At 60.9% G+C, this 25,317-nt stretch carries 19 protein-coding genes; 6 read left to right on the top strand and 13 right to left on the bottom strand.

The genetic code is table 11. From position 1 onward, the window contains the following. The first annotated feature begins 55 nt into the window (after positions 1-55). Positions 56-1,963, top strand: a complete 1,908-nt coding sequence (locus CXQ93_RS16065; RefSeq protein ID WP_104111432.1) for a glycerophosphodiester phosphodiesterase family protein — start codon at positions 56-58, stop codon at positions 1,961-1,963. Between the two features lie 100 nt (positions 1,964-2,063). Here the strand turns inward: CXQ93_RS16065 and CXQ93_RS16060 are convergent, their stop codons facing one another. From CXQ93_RS16060 to CXQ93_RS16000, 13 genes are all read right to left on the bottom strand, one after another. Continuing rightward, positions 2,064-2,996: a DUF808 domain-containing protein gene (locus CXQ93_RS16060; protein WP_104111431.1), complete on the bottom strand. Its 933-nt coding sequence runs from the start codon at positions 2,994-2,996 to the stop codon at positions 2,064-2,066. A gap of 123 nt (positions 2,997-3,119) precedes the next feature. After that, on the bottom strand, positions 3,120-3,950 hold the full coding sequence (locus CXQ93_RS16055) for an alpha/beta fold hydrolase (RefSeq protein ID WP_104111430.1): 831 nt from the start codon (positions 3,948-3,950) through the stop codon (positions 3,120-3,122). Between the two features lie 112 nt (positions 3,951-4,062). Next, complete coding sequence (locus CXQ93_RS16050) at positions 4,063-4,641, bottom strand: dihydrofolate reductase family protein (protein ID WP_104111429.1); 579 nt, start codon at positions 4,639-4,641, stop codon at positions 4,063-4,065. Between the two features lie 332 nt (positions 4,642-4,973). Beyond that, positions 4,974-5,945, bottom strand: a complete 972-nt coding sequence (locus tag CXQ93_RS16045; RefSeq protein ID WP_104111428.1) for a LacI family DNA-binding transcriptional regulator — start codon at positions 5,943-5,945, stop codon at positions 4,974-4,976. 9 nt (positions 5,946-5,954) lie between these two features. Further along, positions 5,955-8,474: a glycoside hydrolase family 2 protein gene (locus CXQ93_RS16040; protein ID WP_219817374.1), complete on the bottom strand. Its 2,520-nt coding sequence runs from the start codon at positions 8,472-8,474 to the stop codon at positions 5,955-5,957. Further along, positions 8,471-9,262: an ABC transporter ATP-binding protein gene (locus tag CXQ93_RS16035; protein WP_104111427.1), complete on the bottom strand. Its 792-nt coding sequence runs from the start codon at positions 9,260-9,262 to the stop codon at positions 8,471-8,473. Before CXQ93_RS16035 ends, CXQ93_RS16040 begins: the two co-directional genes overlap by 4 nt. Further along, a complete protein-coding gene (locus CXQ93_RS16030) occupies positions 9,259-10,122 on the bottom strand; it encodes an ABC transporter ATP-binding protein (RefSeq protein ID WP_104111426.1) in 864 nt (287 codons plus the stop codon). Before CXQ93_RS16030 ends, CXQ93_RS16035 begins: the two co-directional genes overlap by 4 nt. Before the next feature lie 6 nt (positions 10,123-10,128). Continuing rightward, positions 10,129-11,088: an ABC transporter permease gene (locus CXQ93_RS16025; protein WP_104111425.1), complete on the bottom strand. Its 960-nt coding sequence runs from the start codon at positions 11,086-11,088 to the stop codon at positions 10,129-10,131. Between the two features lie 14 nt (positions 11,089-11,102). Continuing rightward, positions 11,103-12,092, bottom strand: coding sequence for an ABC transporter permease (locus tag CXQ93_RS16020; RefSeq protein ID WP_104111424.1), 990 nt, complete (start codon positions 12,090-12,092; stop codon positions 11,103-11,105). Between the two features lie 44 nt (positions 12,093-12,136). Beyond that, complete coding sequence (locus CXQ93_RS16015) at positions 12,137-13,837, bottom strand: ABC transporter substrate-binding protein (RefSeq protein ID WP_104111423.1); 1,701 nt, start codon at positions 13,835-13,837, stop codon at positions 12,137-12,139. A gap of 921 nt (positions 13,838-14,758) precedes the next feature. Beyond that, positions 14,759-15,973 (bottom strand): ROK family transcriptional regulator, encoded by a 1,215-nt coding sequence (locus CXQ93_RS16010; protein WP_104111422.1) that lies wholly within the window; start codon positions 15,971-15,973, stop codon positions 14,759-14,761. Positions 15,974-15,992: 19 nt separating this feature from the next. Continuing rightward, entirely contained in the window at positions 15,993-18,197 is a 2,205-nt protein-coding gene (locus CXQ93_RS16005; protein ID WP_104111421.1) for an alpha-galactosidase, read from the bottom strand. Next, complete coding sequence (locus CXQ93_RS16000; protein ID WP_104111420.1) at positions 18,190-18,798, bottom strand: SGNH/GDSL hydrolase family protein; 609 nt, start codon at positions 18,796-18,798, stop codon at positions 18,190-18,192. The genes CXQ93_RS16005 and CXQ93_RS16000 overlap by 8 nt, the downstream gene beginning before the upstream one ends. A 232-nt stretch (positions 18,799-19,030) precedes the next feature. Between CXQ93_RS16000 and CXQ93_RS15995 the strand changes: the two genes are divergently transcribed. From CXQ93_RS15995 to CXQ93_RS15975, 5 genes are all read left to right on the top strand, one after another. Then, positions 19,031-20,923, top strand: a complete 1,893-nt coding sequence (locus CXQ93_RS15995) for an ABC transporter ATP-binding protein (protein WP_104111419.1) — start codon at positions 19,031-19,033, stop codon at positions 20,921-20,923. Positions 20,924-21,024: 101 nt separating this feature from the next. Beyond that, positions 21,025-22,884, top strand: coding sequence for an ABC transporter ATP-binding protein (locus CXQ93_RS15990; RefSeq protein WP_181036189.1), 1,860 nt, complete (start codon positions 21,025-21,027; stop codon positions 22,882-22,884). 123 nt (positions 22,885-23,007) lie between these two features. Next, positions 23,008-23,466, top strand: a complete 459-nt coding sequence (locus CXQ93_RS15985; RefSeq protein WP_104111417.1) for a MarR family winged helix-turn-helix transcriptional regulator — start codon at positions 23,008-23,010, stop codon at positions 23,464-23,466. Between the two features lie 44 nt (positions 23,467-23,510). Next, a complete protein-coding gene (locus CXQ93_RS15980) occupies positions 23,511-23,933 on the top strand; it encodes an organic hydroperoxide resistance protein (protein ID WP_104111416.1) in 423 nt (140 codons plus the stop codon). Positions 23,934-24,301: 368 nt separating this feature from the next. Then, positions 24,302-25,198 (top strand): SMP-30/gluconolactonase/LRE family protein, encoded by an 897-nt coding sequence (locus tag CXQ93_RS15975; protein ID WP_104111415.1) that lies wholly within the window; start codon positions 24,302-24,304, stop codon positions 25,196-25,198. Positions 25,199-25,317: the final 119 nt, after the last annotated feature.

The raw sequence follows: 25,317 nt of genomic DNA, 5'->3' as shown, positions 1-25,317 counted from the left end.
GAAGATCATCCACTCAAAATGCGGGCTCGCTGGCCAAAGTGAGAATACTTGAATAATGCCTAAGAATTACTTGCCGTCCAAACCTGTATTGCTTGGACGATCAATGAGGGAACTGTGCATCCTTCCGCTGCGCTATTGGTTCCTCAGCGGCGGAGTTTTTGCCGTGTTGGCACTGGGGGTCAGCCCGCTCATCAATGATTTGTTGCTGGCAGCGGTTCATCGTGCGGGTCTAAGTACTCTCACGGACCGCACCATCGGCGCGCTGTTCTCCTCTCCAATCTCGGTGGGATTGCTTGGCGCCGCGTTCCTTCTGGTGGCCGTGGCTACCCTGATCTGTTTTGCCACGTTACTGGTCATCGCTGATCTGCAACTCTCCGGAGCACGGCCCTCTATTGTCACCGTGGGGGTCCGCCTGCGCCGTTCCATCAACAAGCAATACCGTGGCGGTGCTTTCTTGGTGGCCGCGCAATTGGGTCTGCTGGCTCCCCTGGTGGGATTCACACTCTTTGCCCCGGTGACAGGCAGCTTGGGCATTCCGCCGTTCGTTGGGCGTGAATATATGAAAACACCGCTCTCGGCATTGCTGTGGTGTTCCATGGCCGCGTTTATTGTCTACGGGTTGTACAAAACCATCTTGACGTTGCCGTTCTCATTGGTCCGCCGCCAGCAACTCTCGAAAAGCTTTCGATTCAGCCTTCGCGCCACCCGGCAGGGCGGGATCAGGCTGCCTTTGGTGTTCGCCATTGCCTCCCTTGGTGCACTCTTTGCTTCACGGCTCGGAGCCACCTTGCTGGGCCAGGCGGTCGACGCCTTGGATTCGGTCATGTCCAACACTGGCGCCGCCGTTCTTGGTGCAACGCTGGCCTTCGGATCCTTGACAGTCGCTACTGCGCAGGGATTTGCTTTCCTGTTCGTTGGCGAGGCCCGGAACTACTTGGCTCTGCCAGTCCTGCCAGCCACCCGGGCCACGCCCACTTTCCATGTGCGGCCCAGCGGTGGCTTTCGCCTGCGGCCGTTGCTGGCCCGCGGTTCCGAGGTCCGCTCGGCGCTGAGCTCATTGGTGGCAGTAGTAGCCGTTTGTGCCATATGTGCCGCAGCCTGGCCGGGCAGTGCCGGCAGTCCTGACAGTGCCGGGAGCCCGGGCAGTGTGAACCATTCCCCGGGCACAGCGGGCTCGGCAACCGCCTCACAAGCCTTGGTGATTGGGCACCGCGGCTACGATTCCGGCGGCGTGGAAAACACCATCGGCGGTCTCGAGGCTGCCGCTGCCCTGCACACCGATGTTGTGGAGGCGGACTTCCAACAGACTGCCGACGGCGGGTTTGTCGCCAGCCATGACACGAACCTGCTGGTGCTTTCTGGTAAGAACAAGAATATTTATGAACTGACTACTGAAGAGGTCACCTCCACCACGGTGACCATGAAGGGCCACAGCGAGAGGATTCCCACGCTGGGCACCTACGTCACCCGGGCCCGGGAACTGACCATGCCGCTGCTCATTGAACTGAAAGTCACCGGCCATGAGCAGGCTGGTTTTGTGGAGGCCTTTCTCGCCGAACTGGACGACCTTGACGCCTTGAACGGCAACAGGTTCCACTCGCTGGATCCGTCAGTGGTCCAGACCATTAAAGCGCAACGGCCGCAACTCCGTGTGGGGCTGACCATCGGCCTACTCTACGGCCCTCTCCCGGACTCACCCTGTGATTTCTATGTCATTGAGCAAGCCTCGCTGAGCGCTGAAATGATCCGGAATGCTCATCAGGCGGGGCGTGCCGTGTACGCCTGGACGGTCAACGGCGAGCCCACCATGCGCGCATTGCTCCGTGAGGGCATCGACGGCCTGGTCACCGACCGCCCGGACATGGCCCGGATCAACCGCGAGCAGCTCTCCCCCGGAACCGGCTACGTTCGGGGGGATCTGCAGAACACCTTGCTGCTGGAATCACGGCACCTCTTGCCCTAGTCTTCCCGGCCTGGTTCACCCCAGTACGACGGCGGGAGCCCACCCTTTGAGGAAAGGGTGGGCTCCCGCCGTCGTACTTGAAAAACGAAAACCGAGCGAACTAGTGCTTAGCGCGCAGCTTCTTGATGCCCAGCACCACTGCGGTGACCACGCAGCCCACAATGAAGCCGGCCACGCAGGAGAACGCCGTGTTCACGAGCCAGCCCAGCACCGCACCGGCGGATCCTGTGGCGTCATGGACCAGAATTTCCATGTGGTGAACGAAGCCGTAGGGTGCGTGGAAGCCCAGCTCGTCCATGCCGACCAGCAGCAGGTGCCCACCCACCCACAGCATCGCCACGACGCCGACCTTGCCCAGGACAGACATCAGAATCGGCATGCCCTTAACCAGTCCGCGTCCAACTTTCTGCGCGAACTTGGAGGACTTCTGCGCCAGATGCAGGCCGACATCATCCATCTTCACGATCAGGCCGACGACCCCGTACACACCCACCGTCATGGCGAAGGCGATCATAATGAGAATCAAGGCCCGGTTGAGCAGGGTTTCATGGGCTACCTCGTTCAGTGAGATGACCATAATCTCGGCGGAGAGCACCAGATCGGTCCGTACGGCTGCACCGATAATCGACTTTTCATCCCGCACACCATCGGCGCTACCGGTGCCGTGATGCTTGATGACTCCCACGGCCTCGAGCACTTTTTCCGCGCCTTCGAAGACCAAATAAGTACCACCGATCATCAAGATCGGCGTCAACGCCCACGGGGCGAATTGTGACAGCAGCAAGATGACAGGCAGGATGATCAACAGCTTGTTCCGGATGGAACCTACGGCGATCTTCCAAATGATCGGCAACTCACGCTTGGGTGACAAGCCTTGGACGTATTGCGGGGTCACTGCTGCATCGTCGACCACCACGCCCAGTGACTTGACGCTTGCCTTGGCAGCTCCCACGGCAATGTCATCCAGAGACGCCGCGGTGACCTTGACCAGTGCTGCAATGTCATCCAGTAGTGCTACTAGGCCACCGGCCATGCCAAAACTCCTTGTTAGTGTCTTTCATCAGCCGGGCCGCCGTCGTGTTCGACTTCGACGGCAGCCCCACTGAGATGCAAATTCAACTGAAGTTTACAGCCCAGACGCCCGGAGTGGCCGCAGCTACTTGCCGAGGAAACTCAGCAGCGCGGCATTGACCTCCTGCGCGTGCGTCCAGAGCAGACCGTGCGGAGCCCCCTCAACTTCCACATACTCGGCGTCCGGCAAAGTAAGGCGGAACTTCCGTGCTGTGGCATCGATGGGCAGGATGTTGTCCTTGGTGCCGTGCAGGATCAGCGCAGGTATTCCGCTGGCACGCACGGCGTCAACATCCGCACGGAAGTCTTCCACCCATGCTGGAACGACGGCGTACGCAGCCGTGGGTGCGCTGGCTGTTGCCGTGTTCCAGCTTGCGGTCACTGCTTCTTGGCTGATGCGTGAACCGAGATTCTCCTCCAGATTGTAAAAATTGCTGAAGAAGCTGGTGAACCAGGCGAAGCGGTCCTCCTTGGCCTGGGCCTCGATTCCGTCAAAGACGTCCTGGGGAACGCCGTCGCTGTCTACCAAGAACGGTTCAAGCGACGCCAGGAATGCGAGCTTGGCAATACGCCCATGGCCGTAGGTGGAGACGTACCGCGCCAATTCGCCCGTGCCCATGGAGAAGCCAACCAACACCACATCGTTGAGGTCAAGAGTTTCAATGATGGCGTTGAGATCTGCTGCAAAGGTGTCGTAATCGTAGCCGTCAGTCACCTTGCTGGACTGGCCAAAACCTCGACGATCGTAGGTAATGACCCGGTAGCCGGCCTCCAGCAGCGCACGTGTTTGACGCTCCCAGCTGTGGCCGTCGAGCGGATAGCCATGAATCAGGAGCACTACCTGCCCGGTGCCGTGATCCTCGTAGTACAACTCAATCTCTGTGCTGTTGTGCGATCCCACTTCGATGAACGCCATGGTGTGCTTCCCCTTTGTGTGTAACGGATGTATGAGTTGGGCCGGACTGTTCACGCCTGTCCATTCACGCCCAATCAAAAGCCTATTGGCTGGCAGGGCCACGCGCCATGGCTCAGGCGCGGTCGTAGCGCAGAACTCGCATGCCTGAGTCGAGCAGCGTCTCATCGACAGGATGGAACATGTGTGATTGGAATGGACCGTTAAAGATCGGGATGCCCGAACCGATAACGGACCGGTTTTGTTTGAGTATGAGCCTGTCAATTTCTGGCAACAAGGAATGGGCCAGCGTGCCGCCTCCCACCAGCCATAGGTCTTTGCCGTCCTCAGCCTTCAGCTCGCGCACTCGGTCCAGTGCGTTGCTGCGAACGATCTCGACGGACGGGTTCTGGCTTTCTAGCGTGGTGGAGAAGACGAGGTGGTGAAGGTGCGGGTAGGCATCCGTCAGCCCAGCAGCAAGGCCAATCTCATAGGACGCCCGTCCTTCCAATACGGTATCAAACACCTTGCCGGGGCCGTCGATACCCATGGCTGCACGAGCAGGTCCGGGAAGCGTTTCGGGATATTGCTCGACGATGAACGCGATGACATCGGGTGTCAGCGGAAAGAATTCAGCACCGCTTGGATCTCCACCGTCGGGGGCCGCGATATACCCGTCCAGTGTCGTCGCCACATAGTAAACAAGCCTTCGCATGGGATCCCCTTCTCTTGAAATGACCGGTGCGTCTCAGCATGCCAACTGCGTTGCGTGTGGGTCAACAATCAAACACCACGGACCGCACCACGGGACTGTGAGTCAGCCCTGAAACTGTTGGGCCCGTCGTCGGAGCGACGCTGTTGCTCCGGTTGCGCAGGGCAGCCACGGCCTTAGCGACCTTGGGCGTCGAAGGTTGCTGTTTGTTCCACTTCTTCAGCGCTGGCGGATTCAAGCCTCCCCCGAGCGTTTCAGCGAGCCGTGGCTTGATGACATCAGAACTCAGGGATGGCCACAGCAAACGGAACAGGGAGCACAGTACCGCCCCCGAGCTATGCCTGGCCGGAGAGCGGTGCCGGCCCTGTGGAGCGTCGTTTCACGAGTGTTGGCACCTGCGCCGCACAGCTCTTGGCGGACTCCCCCGACGGCTGAGCTGTCTGCCCCACATGAGAAAGGAGCAGGTCTGCGGCAAGCTCACCATAGGCGGCCACATCATGAGACAGCGCCGAGACGCCAGCTAACTGGCACTGCACCGAATCGTCCCATGCGAGAACGGAAACCTGTTCCGGCACGGAGAGGCCCAGTTCGGCGAGGGCCGCCAAGCCGCCCATGGCCATGACGGCGTCGTCGTATATAATCGCTGTGGGTTGTCCCTGCCCCGTGCTTGCCCCGGCCGTACTTGAGGTCGACTCGGGGCTGGCGACTGAGGTAGGCGCCGCGGCGAAAAGTTCAGCCGTCAATGCTTTGCCACTGTCAAAACTATATTCGCCGTTGCGCTGGCACCCGACTCCCCCCGCGGCCGCCACCATCTGCGTATAAACCTCGGTGCGCTGGAGCGTGTGTAACAGCTCCGGCGGGCCTGCAATCCGCCCAATGCGCTGGTGACCCAACGCCATCAAGTACCGTAGCGCCTCGACCATGGCAGCCCTATCGTCGGTGAAGGCTGCAGGGTAAAAATCGCTAATCTGCGGATCGCCAATCACCACTGCTGACAGCCCCAATTCTTGCAACAGCGGCACCCGGTCGTCATCTTGGCGCAGGTTCATGAGTATGACCCCAGCAATCCCACCCTGCTGCGCCCAACGGCGATACGTGGCAATTTCCTTCTGCGGATCTGCTTGCAGCATGACCAAAAGGCTCCGCCCAGCCTCAGCCAACCGTGACTCCACACCACGAATAAATTCCTGATGATAAGAGTCCAGTTGGCCAGGCTGAGCGGAACGCAGAAGCACCAAGCCCACCGGATCGCTCGCCGGATTAACGGAGCCCTTGGGCAGTGACTTGGTACTCCCTAGGCTCATCATGCAATCAGACTACCCTTGCACCAGATCATTGGCGCAACGCAGCACAGCGGCGCTGCAGAGCGCTTCTGGATCCAGCTTTTCACCCGTCACCTGGAACGTGTGCTCGCCACCAGCCACCAAGGTGATCAGGGAGGTATCCACCCGCGCCGCAGCATCCACCCGGTCCGGGAACAACGCAATATCCTTGACCAGAGCGTGGGCACGAACGGTCACGGCAACGCCGCCCTCAACCAGCTGGGCAGATGCGCTCAAGGCCGCTGCCGGATCCGCCAAAGCCAACGCCGTGTCCTCAGCAAAGTAGCCAAAGGCAGGCGCCAGCCCGAGTCCGGCATCGATTGCGCGTACGTGAATGAACTCGGCAGTGGCATCGCCGGGCTGGGCAATCTGAGCGGGCAATACGTAGGTAACCGCATCGCGGGCAGGAACGCAAACACTCAGGAGCTCCTCCGCCAAGACAGCCCCACCCACGCCGGTAGCCAAACGCTGAAGCGCCAACTCCGCCGTCAACGGCTCATCCGTATCGTTGTGCAGCACCACGGACAGGCCGTCCTCGCGCGGCTGAATGGTCGCTAAGCGCTGCGCGTACACATGCTTCAACGCGTGCCACAGGGGCTTGCGAATACCGTGGCTGTCCACAGCGGCCCAGGAAACCACTGGCCAGGAATCGTTGAGCTGCCAGGTGACGGTTCCCTGGTTGAGCGGGAACAAGCTGCGGAAGTGTTCAATGCCAAACGCCACCGCACGGGCCTGGTTTAGCTGTGTGGCCCAGTGCCAGTCCTCGATGGAATCCTGTTGCGGCAGGTGTTCGCCGAGGCCACGCTCCAGCTTCAGGTTTCCCTGATGAGCTTTTTGGTGAACCAGCATCTGCTCCCCGTACGGGGCCAAGGGCTCATCGTGAACAACACTTGTCAGGGTGGACCAGGCCGGTGGGCCCTGGAAGCCGAATTCAGAGGCGAACCGTGGCTTGTAGGAGGCGTAGTGGGAGTAATCCTTTTCATTCCAGACGTCCCAGATGTGTGTGGTCCCGTGGCGCGGATCGTTGGGGTGCATGTGGTCGCCATAGGAGAAGGGGCTACCGGCTGAATACCGGGTGCGCGGGTCAAGTTCGCCGACAATTTCCGGCAAGATCTTCCGGTAGTAGCCCTCTCCCCAGGTACGCCCGGCCAGCGGAACCTGCCAATTCCACTCCACCCAGCCCCAGATGTTTTCATTGCAGCCGTTCCACAGCGCCAAGGATGCGTGAGCACTGAGCCGGGTGACGGCTTCGCGTGCCTCGGCAATGACTTCCGAGCGCAGCGGCTCCTCCTCCGAGTAGGCAGCACAAGCGAACAGGAAGTCCTGCCAGACCAGGATGCCCAACTCATCGCATACGTCGTAGAAGTCTTCGGATTCGTACATGCCGCCGCCCCAGACGCGCAACAGGTTCATGCCCGACTCAGCGGCATCGCGGATGGAAGCCTCAAGGCTTTCGCGGGTGATCCGGGTGACCAGCGCGTCGTCCGGGATCCAGTTCGAGCCCCGGATGTACACGTCGGCGCCGTTGACACGGAACTTGAAGGTCGTGCCATCGGCGTCAGGATCGGTACGCACCTCAATGGTGCGGAAGCCCACGCGTGACGCCCAGCTGCCGGTGCCCGCATCGCTCAGTTCAACGTGAACCTCATGCAGCGCCTGCTCGCCATGTCCGCGCGGCCACCACGGGGCAACATCCGGCACCCGCAGCACCGAGGTGGCAACGCCGTCGGCCGATCCCACGCTCACAACGCTTCGCTGACCCGCCACGGAAACGCTCAGCTCGGCCGTTCCCACCGCAGCGGTGCCGCCATCCCATTCCAGCTCCACGTGCGTGTCCAGCACACCGGTGCCGTCGGAATCGAGCGTTGCCAGCGGGCGGACCGAGGCAATACGCACCCCAGACCACGATTCGATCCGGATGCCCTTCCAAATTCCGGCCCCGGCAATGTCAATGCCCCAGTCCCAGCCAAAGTTGCAGGCCATTTTGCGGACGGCGTTATAGGGGTGGTGGTTCACCTGCGGCCGCGGCCCAATCAGCTCACTTTGCTCCCTTGCGAACGTCACGGGGGCACGGAAATCAATGACCAGCTCGTTCTCGCCCTGGACCAGGAACTCGCGCACATCAAAGCGGTAGGAACGGTGCTGGTTCGCCGTACTGGCCACCACCTGGCCATTGAGGCGAATGGTGGCTGCCGTATCCAGCCCGTCAGCGAGCAGATCGTGGCGCGCATGCTGGCCGTTCGCAAACGTAAACACGCTGCGGTACTGCCAATCCGTGAGCCCGATCCAGGCCAGCTTCTGTTCGTTGTTGCCGTCAAAGGGGTCCGGGATGAGTCCGGCCCGCAGCAGATCAGTGTGCACTTCGCCAGGTACGACGGCGTCAATTGCCTCCGCATCCAACGTCACTCCCGCTGGCAGTGCAGTGGTGGGACGGAGCTGCCAGCGGGAACCGCCAGCGCTACTCAGATCGGTCACGGTGGGTGCGGCGAGCAGGTCAGTGGTAACGATAGTCACTGGGCAAGTCTCTTTTCCGGGTTGGGTGCTGCTTCTGCGAGGAGTTGGGTGTAGGGGTGTTGCGGGTTGAGGATGACCTCATCGGACGGGCCGGCTTCAACAATTTCACCCTGGTACATGACCATGATTTCGTCGGAGAAGTGCCGGGCCGTGGCCAGATCGTGGGTGATGTACAGGACGCCTAGGTTTTTTTCGCGTTGCAGATCCGCCAACAAGTTCAGCACGCCGAGGCGGATGGAGACATCCAGCATGGAGACTGGTTCATCTGCCACCAGAATCTTTGGCTCAGGTGCCAAAGCGCGGGCAATGGCCACCCGCTGGCGCTGTCCACCGGACATTTCGTGGGGATGTTTGTGGGCTGCTTCGGGATCCAAACTGACCCGGGTCAGGAGTTCGGCAACGGCCGCATCAACTTCATCGGGCGTTTTCGCCTTGCCGTGGAGCTTCAACGGACGGGCCAAATGATGACCCACGGTGTGGAAGGGGTTTAGTGATGCAAAGGGGTCTTGGAACACCATTTGAACGTCCCGGCGGTATTGGCGCAGGCCGGCACCGCGGCGCTGGACGGGGACACCGTCGAGCATGATGCTTCCTGAGGTGGGCCGCTCCAGCTGCATGAGCAGCTTGGCAATGGTAGATTTTCCGCTGCCGCTTTGACCCACCAAGGCGACGGTTTTTCCCGATTCCACCGTGAAGCTTGCATTTTTGACGGCCTTCAGGGCGCGTCCGTGCCAGCCGCCGCGGAGCCGGTATTCCTTGACGACATTGTGAAACTCAAGGGTGCTCATGAGATTCCTTCCAAGGTGCGTCCGTGGCGGATGAAGTCTCCGCGTTCACCTGTGAGGCTGGGGAACGAGTTCAGGAGTTTGCGCGTGTACTCGTGGGTGGGGTTGGTGTAGACCTGGCGGGCGTCGCCGAGTTCCACAATTTCCCCGCCGCGCATGACGGCAATGCGGTCGCTAATTTCCAGCAGCAGCGGCAGGTCGTGGGTGATGAAAATGACGGCGAAGCCGAGCTCCTCGCGGAGTCTGGTGATTTCCCGCAATATCTCACGTTGCACCACCACATCTAGGGCGGTAGTGGGCTCGTCCATGATCATGATTTGCGGATCCAGTGCCATGGCCATGGCGATCATGACGCGCTGGCGCATGCCACCGGAGAGTTCATGCGGGAAGGAACGGACCCTGATGCGGTTGACACCCACACGTTCCAGTAAATCCCCGCAGAGTTCGCGTCGCTCGGCCTTACTCATTGCGGGGCGATGAGTGGTGAAGATGTCCTCGAGTTGCGACTGGATGTTCAACACCGGGTTCAGGGAGTTCATGGCCCCTTGAAAAACCATGGAGATCTTGTTCCATCGAAACGCTCGTAGTGGCTCACCCTTGAGATCGCTCAGGACAATGTCCCCGCCGTCCTTATCGTGAAAGATGGCTCGGCCGGAAACGATCTTGGCCGGCGGTTTCAGCAGCTGGTTCACTCCGTAAGCCAGCGTGGTTTTGCCACAGCCGCTCTCCCCCGCCAGGCCCAGGATCTCCCCGCGAGCTAAGGAAAGTGTGACGTTCTTGACGGCGTGGACGGTCTTTTCGCCCTGGTAGTCAATACTCAGGTCCTCAATGGTCAGGACTGCTTCTTGTTCCGTTGCTTTCACGGTCGCTTACCTTCCTGTTCCAGTTGTCACTGTGACTTTGGGCGCGTTCTTGGCCCAGCGCTTGCGGGTGGCCAAGGTTTGATCGCGCAGCTTGGGGTTGATGATCTCGTCAATGGAGAAGTTGATCAGAGACAGTGCGGCACCAAAGACGGCAATGAGCAGTCCCGGTGGGACAAACCACCACCAGGCGCCCAAGCGCAAGGCCAGGCCGTTCTGGGCATAGAACAACATGGAACCCCAAGTCCAGGTGCCCGAGGCGCCCAGACCAATGAAGGCCAGACCGGCCTCACCCAGAATGGCGAAGATGACGGCGAACACCATTTGTGAGGCCAGCACGGGCATCAAGTTGGGCAGAATTTCTATCAACAGGATGCGCCACGTCTTTTCACCGGAGACTCTGGATGCTGCCACATAGTCGCGGTTGCGCAGGCTCAGGGTGACAGCGCGCAACACGCGCGCACCGCCGGCCCAGCTGGTCAGCGCCAAGACTCCGGCGATCAGCAACAGACCCTTGTCCGGGACGTAGCTGGAAATGACAATGACCAAGGGCAGCCCGGGGATGACAAGCATGACGTTGGTGATGAGGGAGAACCCCTCATCGACCCAGCCGCCAATGTAGGCACCCACAATGCCGAAGAAGGCCGAGGCAACGATGGCCATCAGGCCAACAAGCACACCAATGATGAGCGATCCTCGAGTGGCGTAAGCCAACTGAGCCAGCACGTCCTGGCCGGTCTGGGTAGTACCCAGCCACATGCCGTTTCCGGGTGCGGCCAAGGTGTCATTACTAATGGCATTGGGATCACCCAGGACCCACGGACCCACAAGGCCAAAGAGGGTGATGGCCCCAGCGATCGCCAAGCCAGCCACGAGCTTAGCTGAGCGGGGCCGACGTCGTACCTTCTTCGCCGTCACGGGCGCAGGCGCAGGGGCGGCGGGACTGATTACTTCAAGAGTTGTTTCCATTGTGTTCCTTCCGGCTAAGCGCGCACGCGGGTGCGGGGGTCGATGAGGGCGTAGAGGAGGTCCACGAGCAGGTTTGCGCCCAGGACGGAGATGGTGATGACGAGGAAGATGCCTTGCATGAGTGCGTAGTCGTTGCTCTGGACCGCCGTCAACAAGGCCGAGCCGATGCCCGGGTAAGAGAAGACCATTTCTGTGACGATGGATCCGGAGACCACAAAGCCTAGTGAGATGGCGAACCCTGAGAGGGAGGGCAATACCGCGTTCCGGGCTGCGTAGGAGGTCATGATGCGGCGCGGGTGCAGGCCCTTCGCTTCGGCGGTGACGATGTAGTCCTCGGAGAGAGTGGAGACCATCATGTTGCGCATGCCCATCATCCAGCCACCAATGGAGGATAGGACGATGGTGAGGGCCGGCAAAGCGCCGTGATAGAACACGCTGGAGATGAAGTCCCAGCTCATGCCGGGTTGGACAGAGTAGACGTCGTAGCCGCCGCTGAGCGGGAACATTTGGACCTTGCTGGCCAGCAGGAACAAGAGCACCAGTGCGAGCCAGAAGTACGGGACGGCTTGGAACATGGTGGTGACCGGGATGACGTTATCCAGCCAGGAGCCGCGCTTCCAGCCTGCCAATTGGCCCAGTCCAATGCCCACTACGAAGGAGATGATGGTGGCCACACCAATCAGACCGATGGTCCAAGGTAGCGCCTCGCCAATGATGTTGGTGACGTTGGCGGGAAAGTACGTGACCGATACCCCCAAGTCACCGCGGAACACGCTGCCGAAGTAGCTCAGGTATTGAAGAAGGAGAGGTTGGTCGGAGTTGGTGCCGAGCAGCAGCTCCAGGGCGTGCCGGGTGGACTCCGTGACGGGGCCCTTCGCGGAGAGCTTGGAGATCAGGATGTCTACCGGATTACCCGGCATCCACCGGGGCAGGAAGAAGTTCAGAGTCAGGGCCGCCCACAGGGCCACCACATAGAAAATCAGTTTCTGAAGGTAAAACCGCATTACTGCTCAACCGTCCGTTCTGTTGCTCGACACCAACGCCACGGCTACTTCTTGGCCGGAGTCAGGGACTTCAAGACAATGCCGTTGTCCCATGACTTCCACGACGCAGCGAACGCGTACTTGTCATCATTGGTGGGCCAGCCGGTGGCACGGTCAGTGTTGAATTCGGTCAGTGTTGAGTTCACGTACATCGGAATGTAGGGCAGATCGCGGACAATCTCCTTCTGGATGACCGCGTAGGAAGCCTTCTGTGCCTCGGCGTCTTCAGTGGAGGCAGCCTTGGCCAGTTCGGCGTCTACCGTTTTGTTCTGGTAGCGGGCGTAGTTGCCACCGGTGGAGGCGTCCTGGCCAACTTTGGCCGTGGTGGAGCTGTTGAAGCGCGGCTGGTACGTGTAGTACGGGTTGTCCGAGGCGCCCAGACCAATGGCATCCAAGGTCAGCTCGAAGGTGCCCTTGGTTTGGTTGCTGCTCCACTCGTTGTAGGAAAGTTGAACGGACTTCAGTTCAATGCCGGCTTCCTTGAGCTGGCTGGTCAGGACCTGCACGGCAGAGATGTAGTCGCTCCAGCCGGCTACCACCTGAACCGTGAGGCTGACGCGCTGGCCATCCTTTGCATAAATGCCGTCGGAACCCTTGGCGTAGCCTGCATCTTCCAAGATGCCGGTAGCCTTGGCGACGTCGGCACTCTGGCTAATTTCGACGTCGTCCGGGTTGGCGATCCACTTCTTGTCACGCTCCGGCAGCAGCAATGTGGGAGAAGCTGCAGCAGCGAAATCTCCTGCGGCCAGCTTGTTCAGCTGGGTGCGGTCCATGGCGTTGAAGATGGCTTGGCGGACGGCCACATCTGTCTGCGCACCCTTGCAGCCCAGGGCGGCATTGGAGCAGGAGAACAGCGATGTTGTCATGGCTGGGGTGTTGACGTAGCTGAGGTTCTTTTGAGTCCCAATCATCTGCTTGAGATTGGGGAGGAAGGAGCTCATCCAGTCCACTTTGCCGGCCACGAGAGCTGCACTGGCGGCATCAGCCGTAGCAAGGGAAATGTACTGAACATTGTCAATCTCCGGCTTACCGGCTTCCCAGTAATTGGGGTTCTTTTCCAACACGTAGGACTGTGCGTTGAATGATTTCACCTTGTACGCGCCGGTGCCCACGGGGTTTGCGTTGATGGTGGTGGTGGGATCGGTAACTTTCGACCAAATGTGCTCGGGGATGATGGCCTGGTTACCCAGGATCTGCGGTTCCTGCATGAACGAGCTCTTCTCGAACGTCAGCACCGTGGTCTTATCGTCCGTGGCTTTTGCGGTGGCGTTCAGGCCACTCGTATTCAATGCCGGGTTCTCGTGGATCAAGTTGAACGTATAGGCGACGTCTTTGGCGGTCAGCGGCTGGCCGTCGGACCACTTGACGCCTTCGCGGTTGGTGATGGTCAGCTCGGTACCGGCATCATTCCAGCTGTACGCGGTGGCCAGGATGGGCTGCGGGTCAGAGGCGGCCGCGAGGTTGTAGTAAAACAGTGGCTCGTAGATGACACCCTGGGTGGGCTGGAGCATGGTGGGTGAGAACGGGTTCCAGTTCTCGGAGATGGCTCCGGTTGCGCCATTGAAGACGGTGATAGCGGAGTCGCCGCCACCGGCTGAGTTCTTGGAACTGCCTGTGTCACTGCCACAGCCGGACAAAGCCAGGAGCGAGGCTGCAGCAACAGCCACAACACTCATGGCGAGTTTGCGCTTCTTGAGATGAGACATCTTTGACCCTTCATTGAAGATTCACAGCGCATCGAGGCGAATGTGATCCACCGCACTGTGTGCGCCGTTTGAAACGCATAGATACTTTTATATGGGACTTAATTAAGTCTGTCAACAATGTTTTTCAAAGTGGATCCGAGCTTGCTAATTGAGTCTTAATGTGACATGGGCCATAGTGGCTGGGGCTGGGGCTGGGGCTGGAGGCGGCGACGGTCCCGGACCGTGATTCGGGACTCGAGTGTCCAGTTAATGTACGTTTGAGCCGGGAATTGCGCCTCAACCGTACGTTAAGTGGACACTCGAGCCGAGTTGGCACGGAGGATGACTCGGCCGGGCTGGGCGGGGCATTGGACGGACCGAGCAGGGCTGGCAGGTCCGGAGAAGGGCAGCGCAGGCCAAGATGAGACTGTTCAGGGTTGCAGCGCAGGCCAAGTTGAGAACTGGATGAGCCCGGGTTGCCGTGGCGGTGGCGGAATTCAGGCTCTGGACCGTGATTCGGGACTCGAGTGTCCATTTAATGTACGTTTGAGCCGGGAATTGCGCCTCAACCGTACGTTAAGTGGACACTCGAGCCGAGTTGGCACGGATGATGACTCGGCCGGGCTGGGCGGGGCATTAGACGGACCGAGCATGGCTGGCAGGCCCGGAGCAGGGCAGTGCAGGCCAAGATGGGACTGTTCAGGGTTGCAGGGCAGGCCAAGTTGAGAACTGGATGGGCCCGGGTTGCCGTGGCGGTGGCGGAATTCAGGCCCTGGACCGTGATTCGGGACTCGAGTGTCCAGTTAATGTACGTTTGCGCCGGCAATTGGGCCTCAACCGTACGTTAAGTGGACACTCGAGCCGAGTTGGCACGGAGGATGACTCAACCAGGTGGGCCGGAGCGAACAGTTGCTGGGACGGGGCAACAGAGCTCCGTGAGTTCTATTTCTTCGCGGCAGCTACGGGCTTCCGTTCGAGCTTGTCCTGCAAAGCCAACGTTGCAGCGCCAAGAGCTGCGGCATCGCGCGGGCTGGCCGAGGGAACCACCCGCACCGTGTGCACCCCCCTGGCCAGAGTGCGTGAATCCAGCGCCTTTTGTGCAGCCTCGAGATAAATAGCCGCGCACGATGTGAATCCAGGTCCAGCCAGCACCACCATGTCCACGTCAAAAAGGTTCACGAGCGTGACAATGCCGCAGGCCAGCAATTCCGCGCCGTCGCGAATGATGGTCAGGGCCGCCTCGTTGCCCCGCGCGGCGAGAATGCCCAACTGGGACATGGCGTCCTCAACATTGCCTCGGGAGATCTCCCCCAAACCGGCCGACGGCGGCGCCTGCCTGGCCCGCTCCACAAGAACCGGAGGTGCTGCCACTAATTCCAAACAGCCCCGATTGCCGCAGGTGCATTCTGCGCCACGGAAGTCCACGCTCACATGCCCCAGCTCACCGGCATTGGAACTGCTGCCGCGATACGGCATTCCGTTGACCACCAGCCCCGAGCCAATGCCCGTCGCCAAGTACACCGTGGCGTAAGCGGCGTGCCTGTCCGTGGTCCCCAACCAATATTCGCCGACGGCGGCTGCCGTGGCGTCGTTGTCAATGACGATCGGCAGACCCGTTGCCGTCTCCAGCTCATCAGCCAAGGCAAAGCCGGAGAGGTTTTCCAGATAGGAGACATTGCGCAGGTAGCCACCGGAGATATCCAGCGGGCCCGGCATCGCGACGCCAATTCCGGCAATGGTGCTGCGGTCCAGGCCAAGGTTGTCAATGAGTTCCGCCACGGCATCGGCGAGAAATGCGACGATAACCTGTGGATCCAGGTCCGCAACACCACGCAAAACCTGCCGGCCCACAATGTCTCCGGCCAGATTCGCCGCGACAAGTGCCACCGATGCAGCACCGAGCTGCACGCCAATGGCCGTCATGGAATCGCGGTTGAGGCGCAGCAAGGTGCGTGGCTTGCCTCCCGTGGATTCCGCTTGCCCAACCTCTCGCACCAATCCCTGAACCAACAAGTCACGCACCAAATGCGTAATGGAGGCTGGGGTTAGCGACGTTTCCCGAACCAGCTCGATCCTGCTGGTGGGTTCGGTGGCTCGGATAATATCCAGCACCCTGCCGCGGGAATCTTGCCGGAGCGGAGCCTTAACCTTGATCATGATTCGATACTAGTGGCACTCATGAGGCACTTTCGCCCGCATCGAGCCCCTCCAACAAGACAACCACTGAGTGCTCAGGCTGGAGTGGCGGCATGGCGAGTCCAGCCGCAGCGAGCATGGCCCCACTGAGCCGAATCCCGCCGTCGTTCATCCAAGCAGGCGAATCATTATTGGTCCCCAAAGGGGGCTTGGGGCCAACATGGCTGACGGCGTAGCTTCGCGCCGGGTCCAAGCCTGTCAGCCGCACCGGGGCAGGCGGCCAACAGCTGGGCCGGGACAGGACAGCGAGCTCGAAGAGGGCAGCCGAACGGTCTGCAGCAATGACGCCGTGGGCGCTGATTTCCGGGGTTGGATGGTCCACCCGGACCACGTCACCGCCATGCAGCAGCTCCCGTTGTTCCTTGTAGAGGTCAATCCAGCTGGTCAATTCTGCCTGTTCCGAGGGGGTGAGGGTGGTGATGTCCCATTCAATGCCGTAGTGGCCAAAGAGCGCTGTGGCGGCCCGGAATGACAGCGCGTGCGTGCGTCCGGTTGTGTGCGACTGCGGACTGCCCACGTGGCTGCCGACCAGCTCCGGCGGCAGCAATTGAGCCGTCCAGCGCAGAATTTGGGCGCGTTCCAGCGGATCGATGCAGTCGCTGGCCCAAATCCTGTCGGTGTGCTCCAGAATGCCCAGATCCACCCGTGCGCCACCTGAGGAACATGATTCAATCTCTAATCCCGGCTGCGTCTGCTTCAGAGCAGCGAGCAACCGGTAGGCAGCCAGCGTCTGTTCGTGGACGCCTGCGCTTCCCGTTGCCGTGGATCCAGCTTCGAGCAAGTCACGGTTGTGGTCCCACTTGATATAGACAATGTTGTAAGTGCTCACCAGATCACTGATGCGCTCCAAGATGTACGCGAACGCTTCCGGGATGGCAAGGTTCAGGACCTGTTGCGCCCGCGCTGGCAGCGGAAGCCGGCCTGCCGGTTGGAGGATCCATTCCGGATGCTTGCGTGCCAGATCGGATTTTGGATTGATCATTTCGGGTTCGAACCACAGCCCGAATTCAATCCCCAACGCCGCCAGATGATTGCTGAGCGGGTGGAGTCCGTCCGGCCAGACATCCTCGTCCACGAACCAGTCCCCCAGACCTGCGGAATCGTCGCGCCGCCCGCGGAACCAGCCGTCGTCGAGCACAAATCGCTCAACACCCATTTCGGCGGCCTTGTCGGCCAGGGCCAGCAGCCGGGTGAGGTCATGATCGAAGTAGACGGCCTCCCAGGTGTTGAGCGTGACGGGGCGCGGGGTGCGCGGGTGCTGCGGACGGGCGCGCAAGTAGTTGTGGAACTGGTGTGCAGCCGCATCCAAGCCGACCCCGTGACAGCCGTAAACCCAAGGCATGGTGTAGCTGGCACCTGCCGCGAGGACCACCTCACCCGGCAGCAGGAGCTCCCCACCACCCACGACGGTCCGGCCAGTTGCGGTCCGCTCAACATAGGAAACGTGATTGCCGCTGAAGCCAACATGGAGGCCCCACACTTCGCCGTGCCCAAAACCAAAACCCTGCTCACCGGCGATCAGCACCGTTGCCGCATCGGCCCCCGTGCGCCCGCGACGATTCTCGCGCAGATGCGTGCCAACGGTGATGTCACGGCGTTGCGGAACGCGTTCCTTACTCCATCGTCCGGCCTGGTCCAGGATCTCGGTGGCACTGCCAGATACCGGAAGGGCCACGAGCAGCTGCTCAAGGTTGTAATCGCTCTCCCCCAGGTTTTGTACGGTGGCTCGCAGGCGCAGCAGACCGGAGTCCAGCAGCTCCATCTCCACGAAAAGTGCCAGCTGCGCTTGGCGATCAGTCCCGCGTGAGCTGACGAGGTTACCCTCGATGGTGTGGACGAATTCGCTAAACTGGGGGGTCCACGCCTGCCCGCTGCGGTGGCCGCGCAGACCGGGAATACCCATCCATCCGGCGGAATGTTCGGGCACCACACTGACTCGCACAGGGACATCAACGGAATTCTCAAGTCCTGGTTGGGCGTTGTTGGCAAAGTCTGAAAGGTCGACGCCGGTCACCTCACCGAGGTCTTGGCCCCAGTGCAGGATCTGTGGCACTTCGTCCTCTGCTAATCGGAGGACAACTCCGGTGTTGCCCGCACGCAACTGGAGGAGCGTGGGCTCAGACAGGTTAGTTTCAGACAGGTTGGTTTCAGACACGGTGATCTCAGACAGCGTGAGCTCAGACATTGACGGCCGCCAACCAGATGTTGGCGAGCTCGGCATGACCCAGAGAGGTGGGGTGGACGCCGTCGTGCGCGAGAGCTGCGTTGCCACCGTGATGGGGTGCCAAGGCAGTCAGCCGCTCATGGGAAGGGACCAGAGCGGCACCGAATTCGGCTGCCAAACGTGCAACGGCGTCCTGCTTGTCCTGCAGATCCTGCGCCCAATCCTGCTGGTCTTCGGTGACGGGGAGCAGGAACGGCTGTACTAGGACGATGAGCTCAAAGTGCGGCGCGGCTTGCGTCAACAGCTCACGGTACCCCTGTTCAAAGGCCTCCGCGGTGGTGGGCTCATTGCCATCAAAACGGCGCCAGGTGTCATTGATGCCAACCAAAATGGAGAGCACATTCGCACTGCTGCCAAGCACATCCCCGGCCCAACGTCGTTGCAAATCAACCACCCGGTCTCCACCAATGCCCACATTACTGACGGCGATCCCTCGCTTGGCTACTTCGGCGGCGATGACGTTGACGTACCCATCACCCAGCTTTCGAGGGTCTTCACGACGGCCACAATCGGTAACGCTATCTCCGGCAAATAGAATGCTGCGCTGTTGAGACTTTTCCACACTGGCTCCTAAACCCTCACACTTTGTTTAGTGACTAATATAAGTTACGTTCACGGCCCGTGACAGCAATCGTGCCACTATTACGCAGCGCGTCAACAGGCCCGCCCAGTAAAGGACTTAATAGAGCGTTGTGGCGCTCCAGCAACAGCAGATGTCAACTGCCCCAAGATGGCTGGCGTAGGGTAGAAAAACCATAAAAAGTATCCTTATCTGGGGGCAGATACACCAACGCATGGCTAACAACGACACCACCACACTGTGGACTTCCCTAAGCCGAATGGCCCCGGCGCTCCGGCCCATGATGTGGCCCCTCATCTGGGGATTCCTCAGCGCCCTGGCGGCCAGCGCCGTGGCCCTGGCCATCCCTCAGGTGTACCGCTCCCTCGTCAACACGGCGTTTCTTCCCGGCAACGGAGCGCAGGCACTGTGGATTGGGGCCGCCACGGTCCTGGTCCTGGGCATCCTCGAAGCCGGCCTGATCGCCCTGCGCCGCCAGTTTGTGCTGGTCCCGGTCACCACCGTGGAAACGCGCATGCGTACCTCCTTCTACCGTCACCTGCAGCAACTCGCCGTGGAATTTCACGATCGCTGGGGCTCAGGACAGCTGCTGAGCCGGGCCATGAGCGATCTAAACTTCATGCGCCGCTGGATGGCTTTTGGCGCCATCATGCTGGTGGTGACGGCGCTGACGGTAGTCATTGGCGTGGTGCTGATGTTCTCCATGAGCTGGGAACTGGGCCTGATTTTCCTCGCCGCCGCCGTGCCGATAGTCATTTTCGGCTACCGCTTCCGGCGCTCCTACGGCAGGGTCAGCCGCAAGAGCCAGGATCAGGCCGGGGATCTGGCCACCACTGTGGAGGAGTCCGTCCATGGCATCCGCGTACTGAAAGCGTTTGGCCGCGGTCAGGAAGCGCTGGATTCATTTGCGTCCCAGGCGCAGGAGCTGCAGGCCACCGAAATTCATAAGGCCAAATCTCTCGCCATTTTCTCTCTGGTGGTCTCGCTGCTGCCCGAGCTCGCCTTGGGCGCAGGCTTGGTGGTGGGCATCCTGTTAGTTTCGGAGGGAAGGCTCGACGTCGGAGCCTTGGTTGCGTTTTTCGCCACGGCTGCCGTGGTGGCTGGCCCCGTGGAATCGATGGGCCCGCTGCTCGCCATGACGTTTGCCGCCAAAACCGCTCTGGACAGACATTTCGAAGTTATGGATGCGGTGAATACCATCACCGATCCAAAGTCGCCTTCGACGCTAAATCACGTACGCGGCGAGCTTGAATTTCGGGACGTGCACTTCCGTTTCCCTGACAGCCTGGATGGCACACCCGATCTACTGAACGGGATCGATCTGACGCTGCAGGCGGGCGAAACCATGGCGCTGGTGGGTGTGACCGGCAGCGGCAAAAGTGCCTTGCTCAATCTAGTGCCCCGGCTCTATGACGTCACCTCCGGCACGGTTCTCCTCGATGGTACCGACATCCGCCAGCTGCCCCTGGCCGAGCTGCGCCGGCACGTCTCCGTTGCTTTTGAAGACACCACCTTGTTCTCCCACTCAGTCCGTGGAAACGTTTTGTTGGGCGCGGCCGATCACCCCGGATTATCCGAAGATCAGGTGCTGGAACGGGCCTTGGAGGTGGCGCAGGCAGGATTTGCTTACTCTCTCGCCGACGGCGTGGAGACCTTGATTGGCGAGGAAGGCCTGAGCCTGTCCGGTGGCCAACGCCAGCGCATCGCCCTAGCCCGGGCCATCGCCGCCAAGCCCGCCGTTTTGGTGTTGGATGACCCGTTGTCGGCGCTCGATGTGAACACCGAAGAGCGTGTGAGCGACAGACTACAGAAAGAATTGGCAGGCACCACCACCTTGATTGTGGCTCACCGCCCGTCAACTGTAGCCATGGCCCACCGGGTGGCCTTGTTACAAGATGGCCGCATTTCAGCCGTGGGAACCCACGCCGAACTGCTCGCCGGCAACAGCCACTACCGCTACGTCCTGGCAAGTCTGACGGAGGAACCGCGCGATCTGGACAGCGAGCCAGATGATGAACTACCCGATGACCTTGGCGCCGAGCGCCACGCACCGGCACCGGCACCCGCAGACGCACGCGCGCACCGACCCAAGGGAGCACGCGCATGAGCCGCGGCAAGAAGCGCAAGGACGCTCCGGCGTCGACCATTAAGTCAGGCAAGCTGAAAACAGGCACACTGAAGAGCGCAAAAGTCGCTCCGCAGGGAACCATGGATGAGGATCGAGTAGATCTGAGCCGCGAGGCCAGCCGTGCCGTGCGCCGTCGATCAGTGAGGCTCTTGAGGGCTTTGCTGCGTCCTGTGCGCTTGCGATTCGCCATCACCGTGGCGCTCGTGGTGCTCTCGCAGGCGGCAAAAGTTGCCGGTCCACTGCTTATTGCCTACGGGATTGATACGGCGTTGCCCGCGCTCACCATGAAGCCTGACTCCTCTCCCCTGCCGCTCATTATCACTGGCGGCGGCTACATCATGGCCGCGTTGATCGGCTCCTGGCTGACGGCGGCGTATCTGACGGCGACCGCGCGGCTGAGTCAGGCGATGCTGCTGGATCTGCGCATTCAGGTGTTCCGGCATACGCAGCGGCTCAGCATGGAATTTCATGAGCAATACACATCTGGACGCATTATTTCGCGCCAGACATCGGACTTGGAGGCCCTGCGCGAGCTGCTCGATTCAGGGATTTCCTCGCTCGCCTCGGGCCTGGTCTTCATGGCGTTGACGGCTGTGTCGATCTTCGCGCTGGATCCAATCACTGGCTTGCTGGTGCTGGCGTCGGCGGTGCCCATGCTCCTGCTCTCGCGCTGGTACCAAAAGCGTTCGCAGGCCGCCTACCGTTCCTCGCGCGTGGTGTCCGCGGCGCTGATTGTGCACTTCATCGAGACCATGACAGGCATCCGTGCGGTCAAGGCCTTCCGGCGCGAAGAGGAGAACGCGGCCAAGTACGATGCTCTCGCAGAAGATTACCGCCGCGTCACAGTCCGTTCCATCAACCTCAACGGGGTTTTCCAGCCGGGACTGGTGTTGATTGGCAATGTGGCCGTTGCGGTTGTTTTGCTCGCCGGTGGTTTCCGCGTGCTCGGTGGCGCGTTGGAGGTGGGAGCGCTCCTGGCCCTCCTTCTGGCCACCAAACGCTTCTTCCAACCCGTGAGCCAGATGGCCATGTTCTACAACTCGTTCCAGTCAGCCCAGGCTGCGCTGGAAAAGGTTTCCGGGCTGTTAGAGGAAGTCCCCACCGTGCGACCGCCGCGCCATCCCCGCCCGCTGCCGGCGGCACGTGGCGCGATCCGCTTCACTGGCGCCGAGTTCCGTTATGCCACCGGACCCCTGGTGCTGCCAAGTTTGGATTTGCATATTCCGGCCGGTCAGACGGTAGCGGTGGTTGGTGCCACGGGCGCCGGAAAGTCCACACTGGCCAAACTCCTGGCCCGTTTCTATGACGTGAGCGCTGGCTCGTTAACGCTCGACGGCGTGGAGTTGCGTGAGCTCTCCAGCGTCGACTTGCGCCGTGCTGTGGTTATGGTGACGCAGGAGGCATTCCTGTTCAGCGGCTCGGTGGCAGACAATATTGCCCTGGGTAACCCGGGAGCCAGCCGGGCCCAGATCGAGGCTGCCGCCCGCGATGTGGGTGCCGACGAGTTCATCCGAGCCCTCCCGGAAGGCTACGACACGGACGTGAACAAGCGCGGTGGCCGCGTCTCTGCTGGGCAGCGGCAACTGATCTCCTTTGCCCGAGCCTTCTTGGCTAATCCTGCCGTGCTCATTCTTGACGAGGCAACCTCTTCGCTGGATATTCCATCGGAGCGGCTGGTCCAAGGCGGCTTGCAGAAGTTGTTGGGGACTGAGGGTGCTGCTGGGGCGGCAGATGGGACAGGAATCACGGGCACCGATCGTGGCGCAACCGGCCGGACTGCGTTGATCATTGCACACCGACTATCCACAGTGGTCATGGCTGATCGAATCCTGGTGGTTCATGAGGGCCGCATTGTGGAGGACGGCTCCCCGGCAGAGTTGATAGCAAGCGGCGGGCGCTTTGCCACGATGCATGGCGCCTGGCAGGACTCGCTGGTCTAGTTCTGCACTGGTGGAGCTCTCCGCGTTCAGCTCTGCCAGCCTATTTTTGACATTGATTCACTGTCATCTCCCGTGGCTTCTCCGCAATTGGTTGTGCACAACTTAATTGCGTACACTTGAATCATGCTGGACAACGAATACCACCTCGATTCCATGGTTTGCTTCGCTATTTACTCCGCGTCAAACGCTGTGGCCAAGGCTCATAAAGTCGCCTTGGAACCATGGGAGCTGACCTACACGCAGTACATAGCACTGCTGGAGATCAGCACTGTGTCGGAGGGTTTGACCGTGGGCGAACTGGGCCAACGCATGAGCCTTGACTCCGGGACATTGTCCCCGGTTTTGCGCAGGCTTGATGACCGTGGACTAGTATCCCGAGCCCGAACCTCCCCGGATGAACGTGTGGTGACCGCCGCACTCACCGACAGTGGCACTTCGGTACTCAAAGAGGTACTGGTGGCCCTGAAGGAACTCCGGGGCGCGTATGGCTTCGACTCCCCCGAGCAAGCCCGCGCATTAGTCCAGGAGTTGCACCGCATCACTGACGGCATGCGCGCCCTGACGTCCCCTCAGCACCCCTAATCCAGCACCCTAAATCCGCACTAATGTCTACGAAAGGCACTACTATGACACCCCTGTACACCGCCGAAGCCATCGCCACCGGAGCCGGCCGTGATGGTCACGTCCGCTCCTCCGATGGGGGCATTGACCTCAAACTTGCCATCCCGAAATCCATGGGTGGATCAGGGGAAGGTGCCAACCCCGAGCAGCTTTTCGCCGCTGGCTATGCGGCCTGCTTCCACTCGGCGTTGCAGATGGTTGCCCGCACGCAGAAGATCGACATCAGCGATTCCTCAGTGGGCGGCCAGGTCCACCTCGGGTCCAACGGCAACGGCGGATTTGAGCTCTCCGTGCTTCTGGAAGTTGTCCTGCCGGGCATTGAACACGCTGCCGCTCAGGCACTGGCCGATGCCGCTCATCAGGTCTGCCCCTACTCCAACGCCACCCGCGGCAACATTGAGGTCACCATCACGGTCTCCGACGACTAAACCCGTTCGGCTTCTTAGGCTTTGTGGCGGCAAGAGGGCCTGTGCCATCCGATAGCGGATGGCACAGGCCCTCTTGCCGCGGCAGGCATCGAGAAGTACCCGCACATGGCGGTGCGAGGTGGCACATGGACCAAGGAAACCGGGCTCGCCCGTGCACGCCAACCGGCGCGTACCCTAGGATGTGGTCTTGACCATGCTGGTGGAGCGCATCAATGAAAAGGGGCCGCGCTCAGCACCGCAAACAGTCAAAGCTGGCTTCTCCATAGTGAAACGTGAGTCCACAGGGTTCACCACTGCCGACTCCGGAATTTCGAGCTCCCCGTAGCTCACCCCAGACAAATCTATCCGCAACACAGGAAGCGCAATCAATGACCCACTCCCCCTGGCAACCCATCAGCCCGTCACGCCTGGAACTAGGCGAAGGCCTACGCATCATTGACGGCACCGTCCACTGGGTGGATTTGCTCCGCGGCGAGCTCTATGCGTGGACACCGGGTTCGGCGGATAGGGCCACACTAGTGCGCACCTTCGACGCTCCGCTGGGCTTCGTGGAAAAGGCGTCCGACGGACGTTTGATTGCGGCCCTCGGAACTGGGCTTTCCTGGCTCCGTGAGGATGGGAGCGTTGCCGAAATCGCCTCCACCGGGCTCAATCCCAGCCGCCACCGGGTCAATGACGGCTCGTTCGCCCCGGACGGATCGTGCTGGTTCGGCACCATGGTGCACGACGGCTCGCCGGCCGATGGTCACCTCTGGCGCTGGGACCCCGAGACCGGCGAGACGAGCTGCATGATGAGCGGGATCGAGATCCCCAACGGACCGGTCTTTTTGCCGGAAATTGAGGCCATGCTGATCGCAGACACTGTAGCTGGCAAGATTCTAAGCAAGAGTCTGGTGCCCGGCTCCAGCGTTGAACCGTTCGTCACGGTCGACGGCGGATCACCTGACGGTGTGCACGTGGATTGCGAGGGCCGTCTCTGGAATGCCGTGTGGGGCGGGAACCGTTTGGACGTCTACGCGCCCGGAGAACGCCGCGCCAAACCGCTCGATCTACCAGTCTCACAGCCCACGAGCGTCACCCTCACAGCTGGTGACGAACCGCTGGTCATCGTCACCAGCGCCTCTATTGGGCTGGAAACGCCTGGCGAACTAGACGGATTCACCATTGCCGCGCCCCTGTCACTGCTGGCGCTCGAGCCCGCGCGGGTTCGAGGACTACGCCGCGGTTCCTCAAGTCAGAAGGACCACAGCAAGCGCACGCCGTAGTTCCTCGAGTCAGACGGAGGCCCGTTGAGTCAGACGCTGCGCCACGTCTGACTCGGCGGGCCTCCGTCTGACTCGGCGACTTATGCACGGCGCGCCACCCTTCCACAGCGTGGACCAGC

The sequence above is a fragment of the Arthrobacter sp. N199823 genome (assembly GCF_002929705.1).
Classification (GTDB): domain Bacteria; phylum Actinomycetota; class Actinomycetes; order Actinomycetales; family Micrococcaceae; genus Specibacter.
This window is presented reverse-complemented; position numbering and strand designations above follow the sequence as displayed.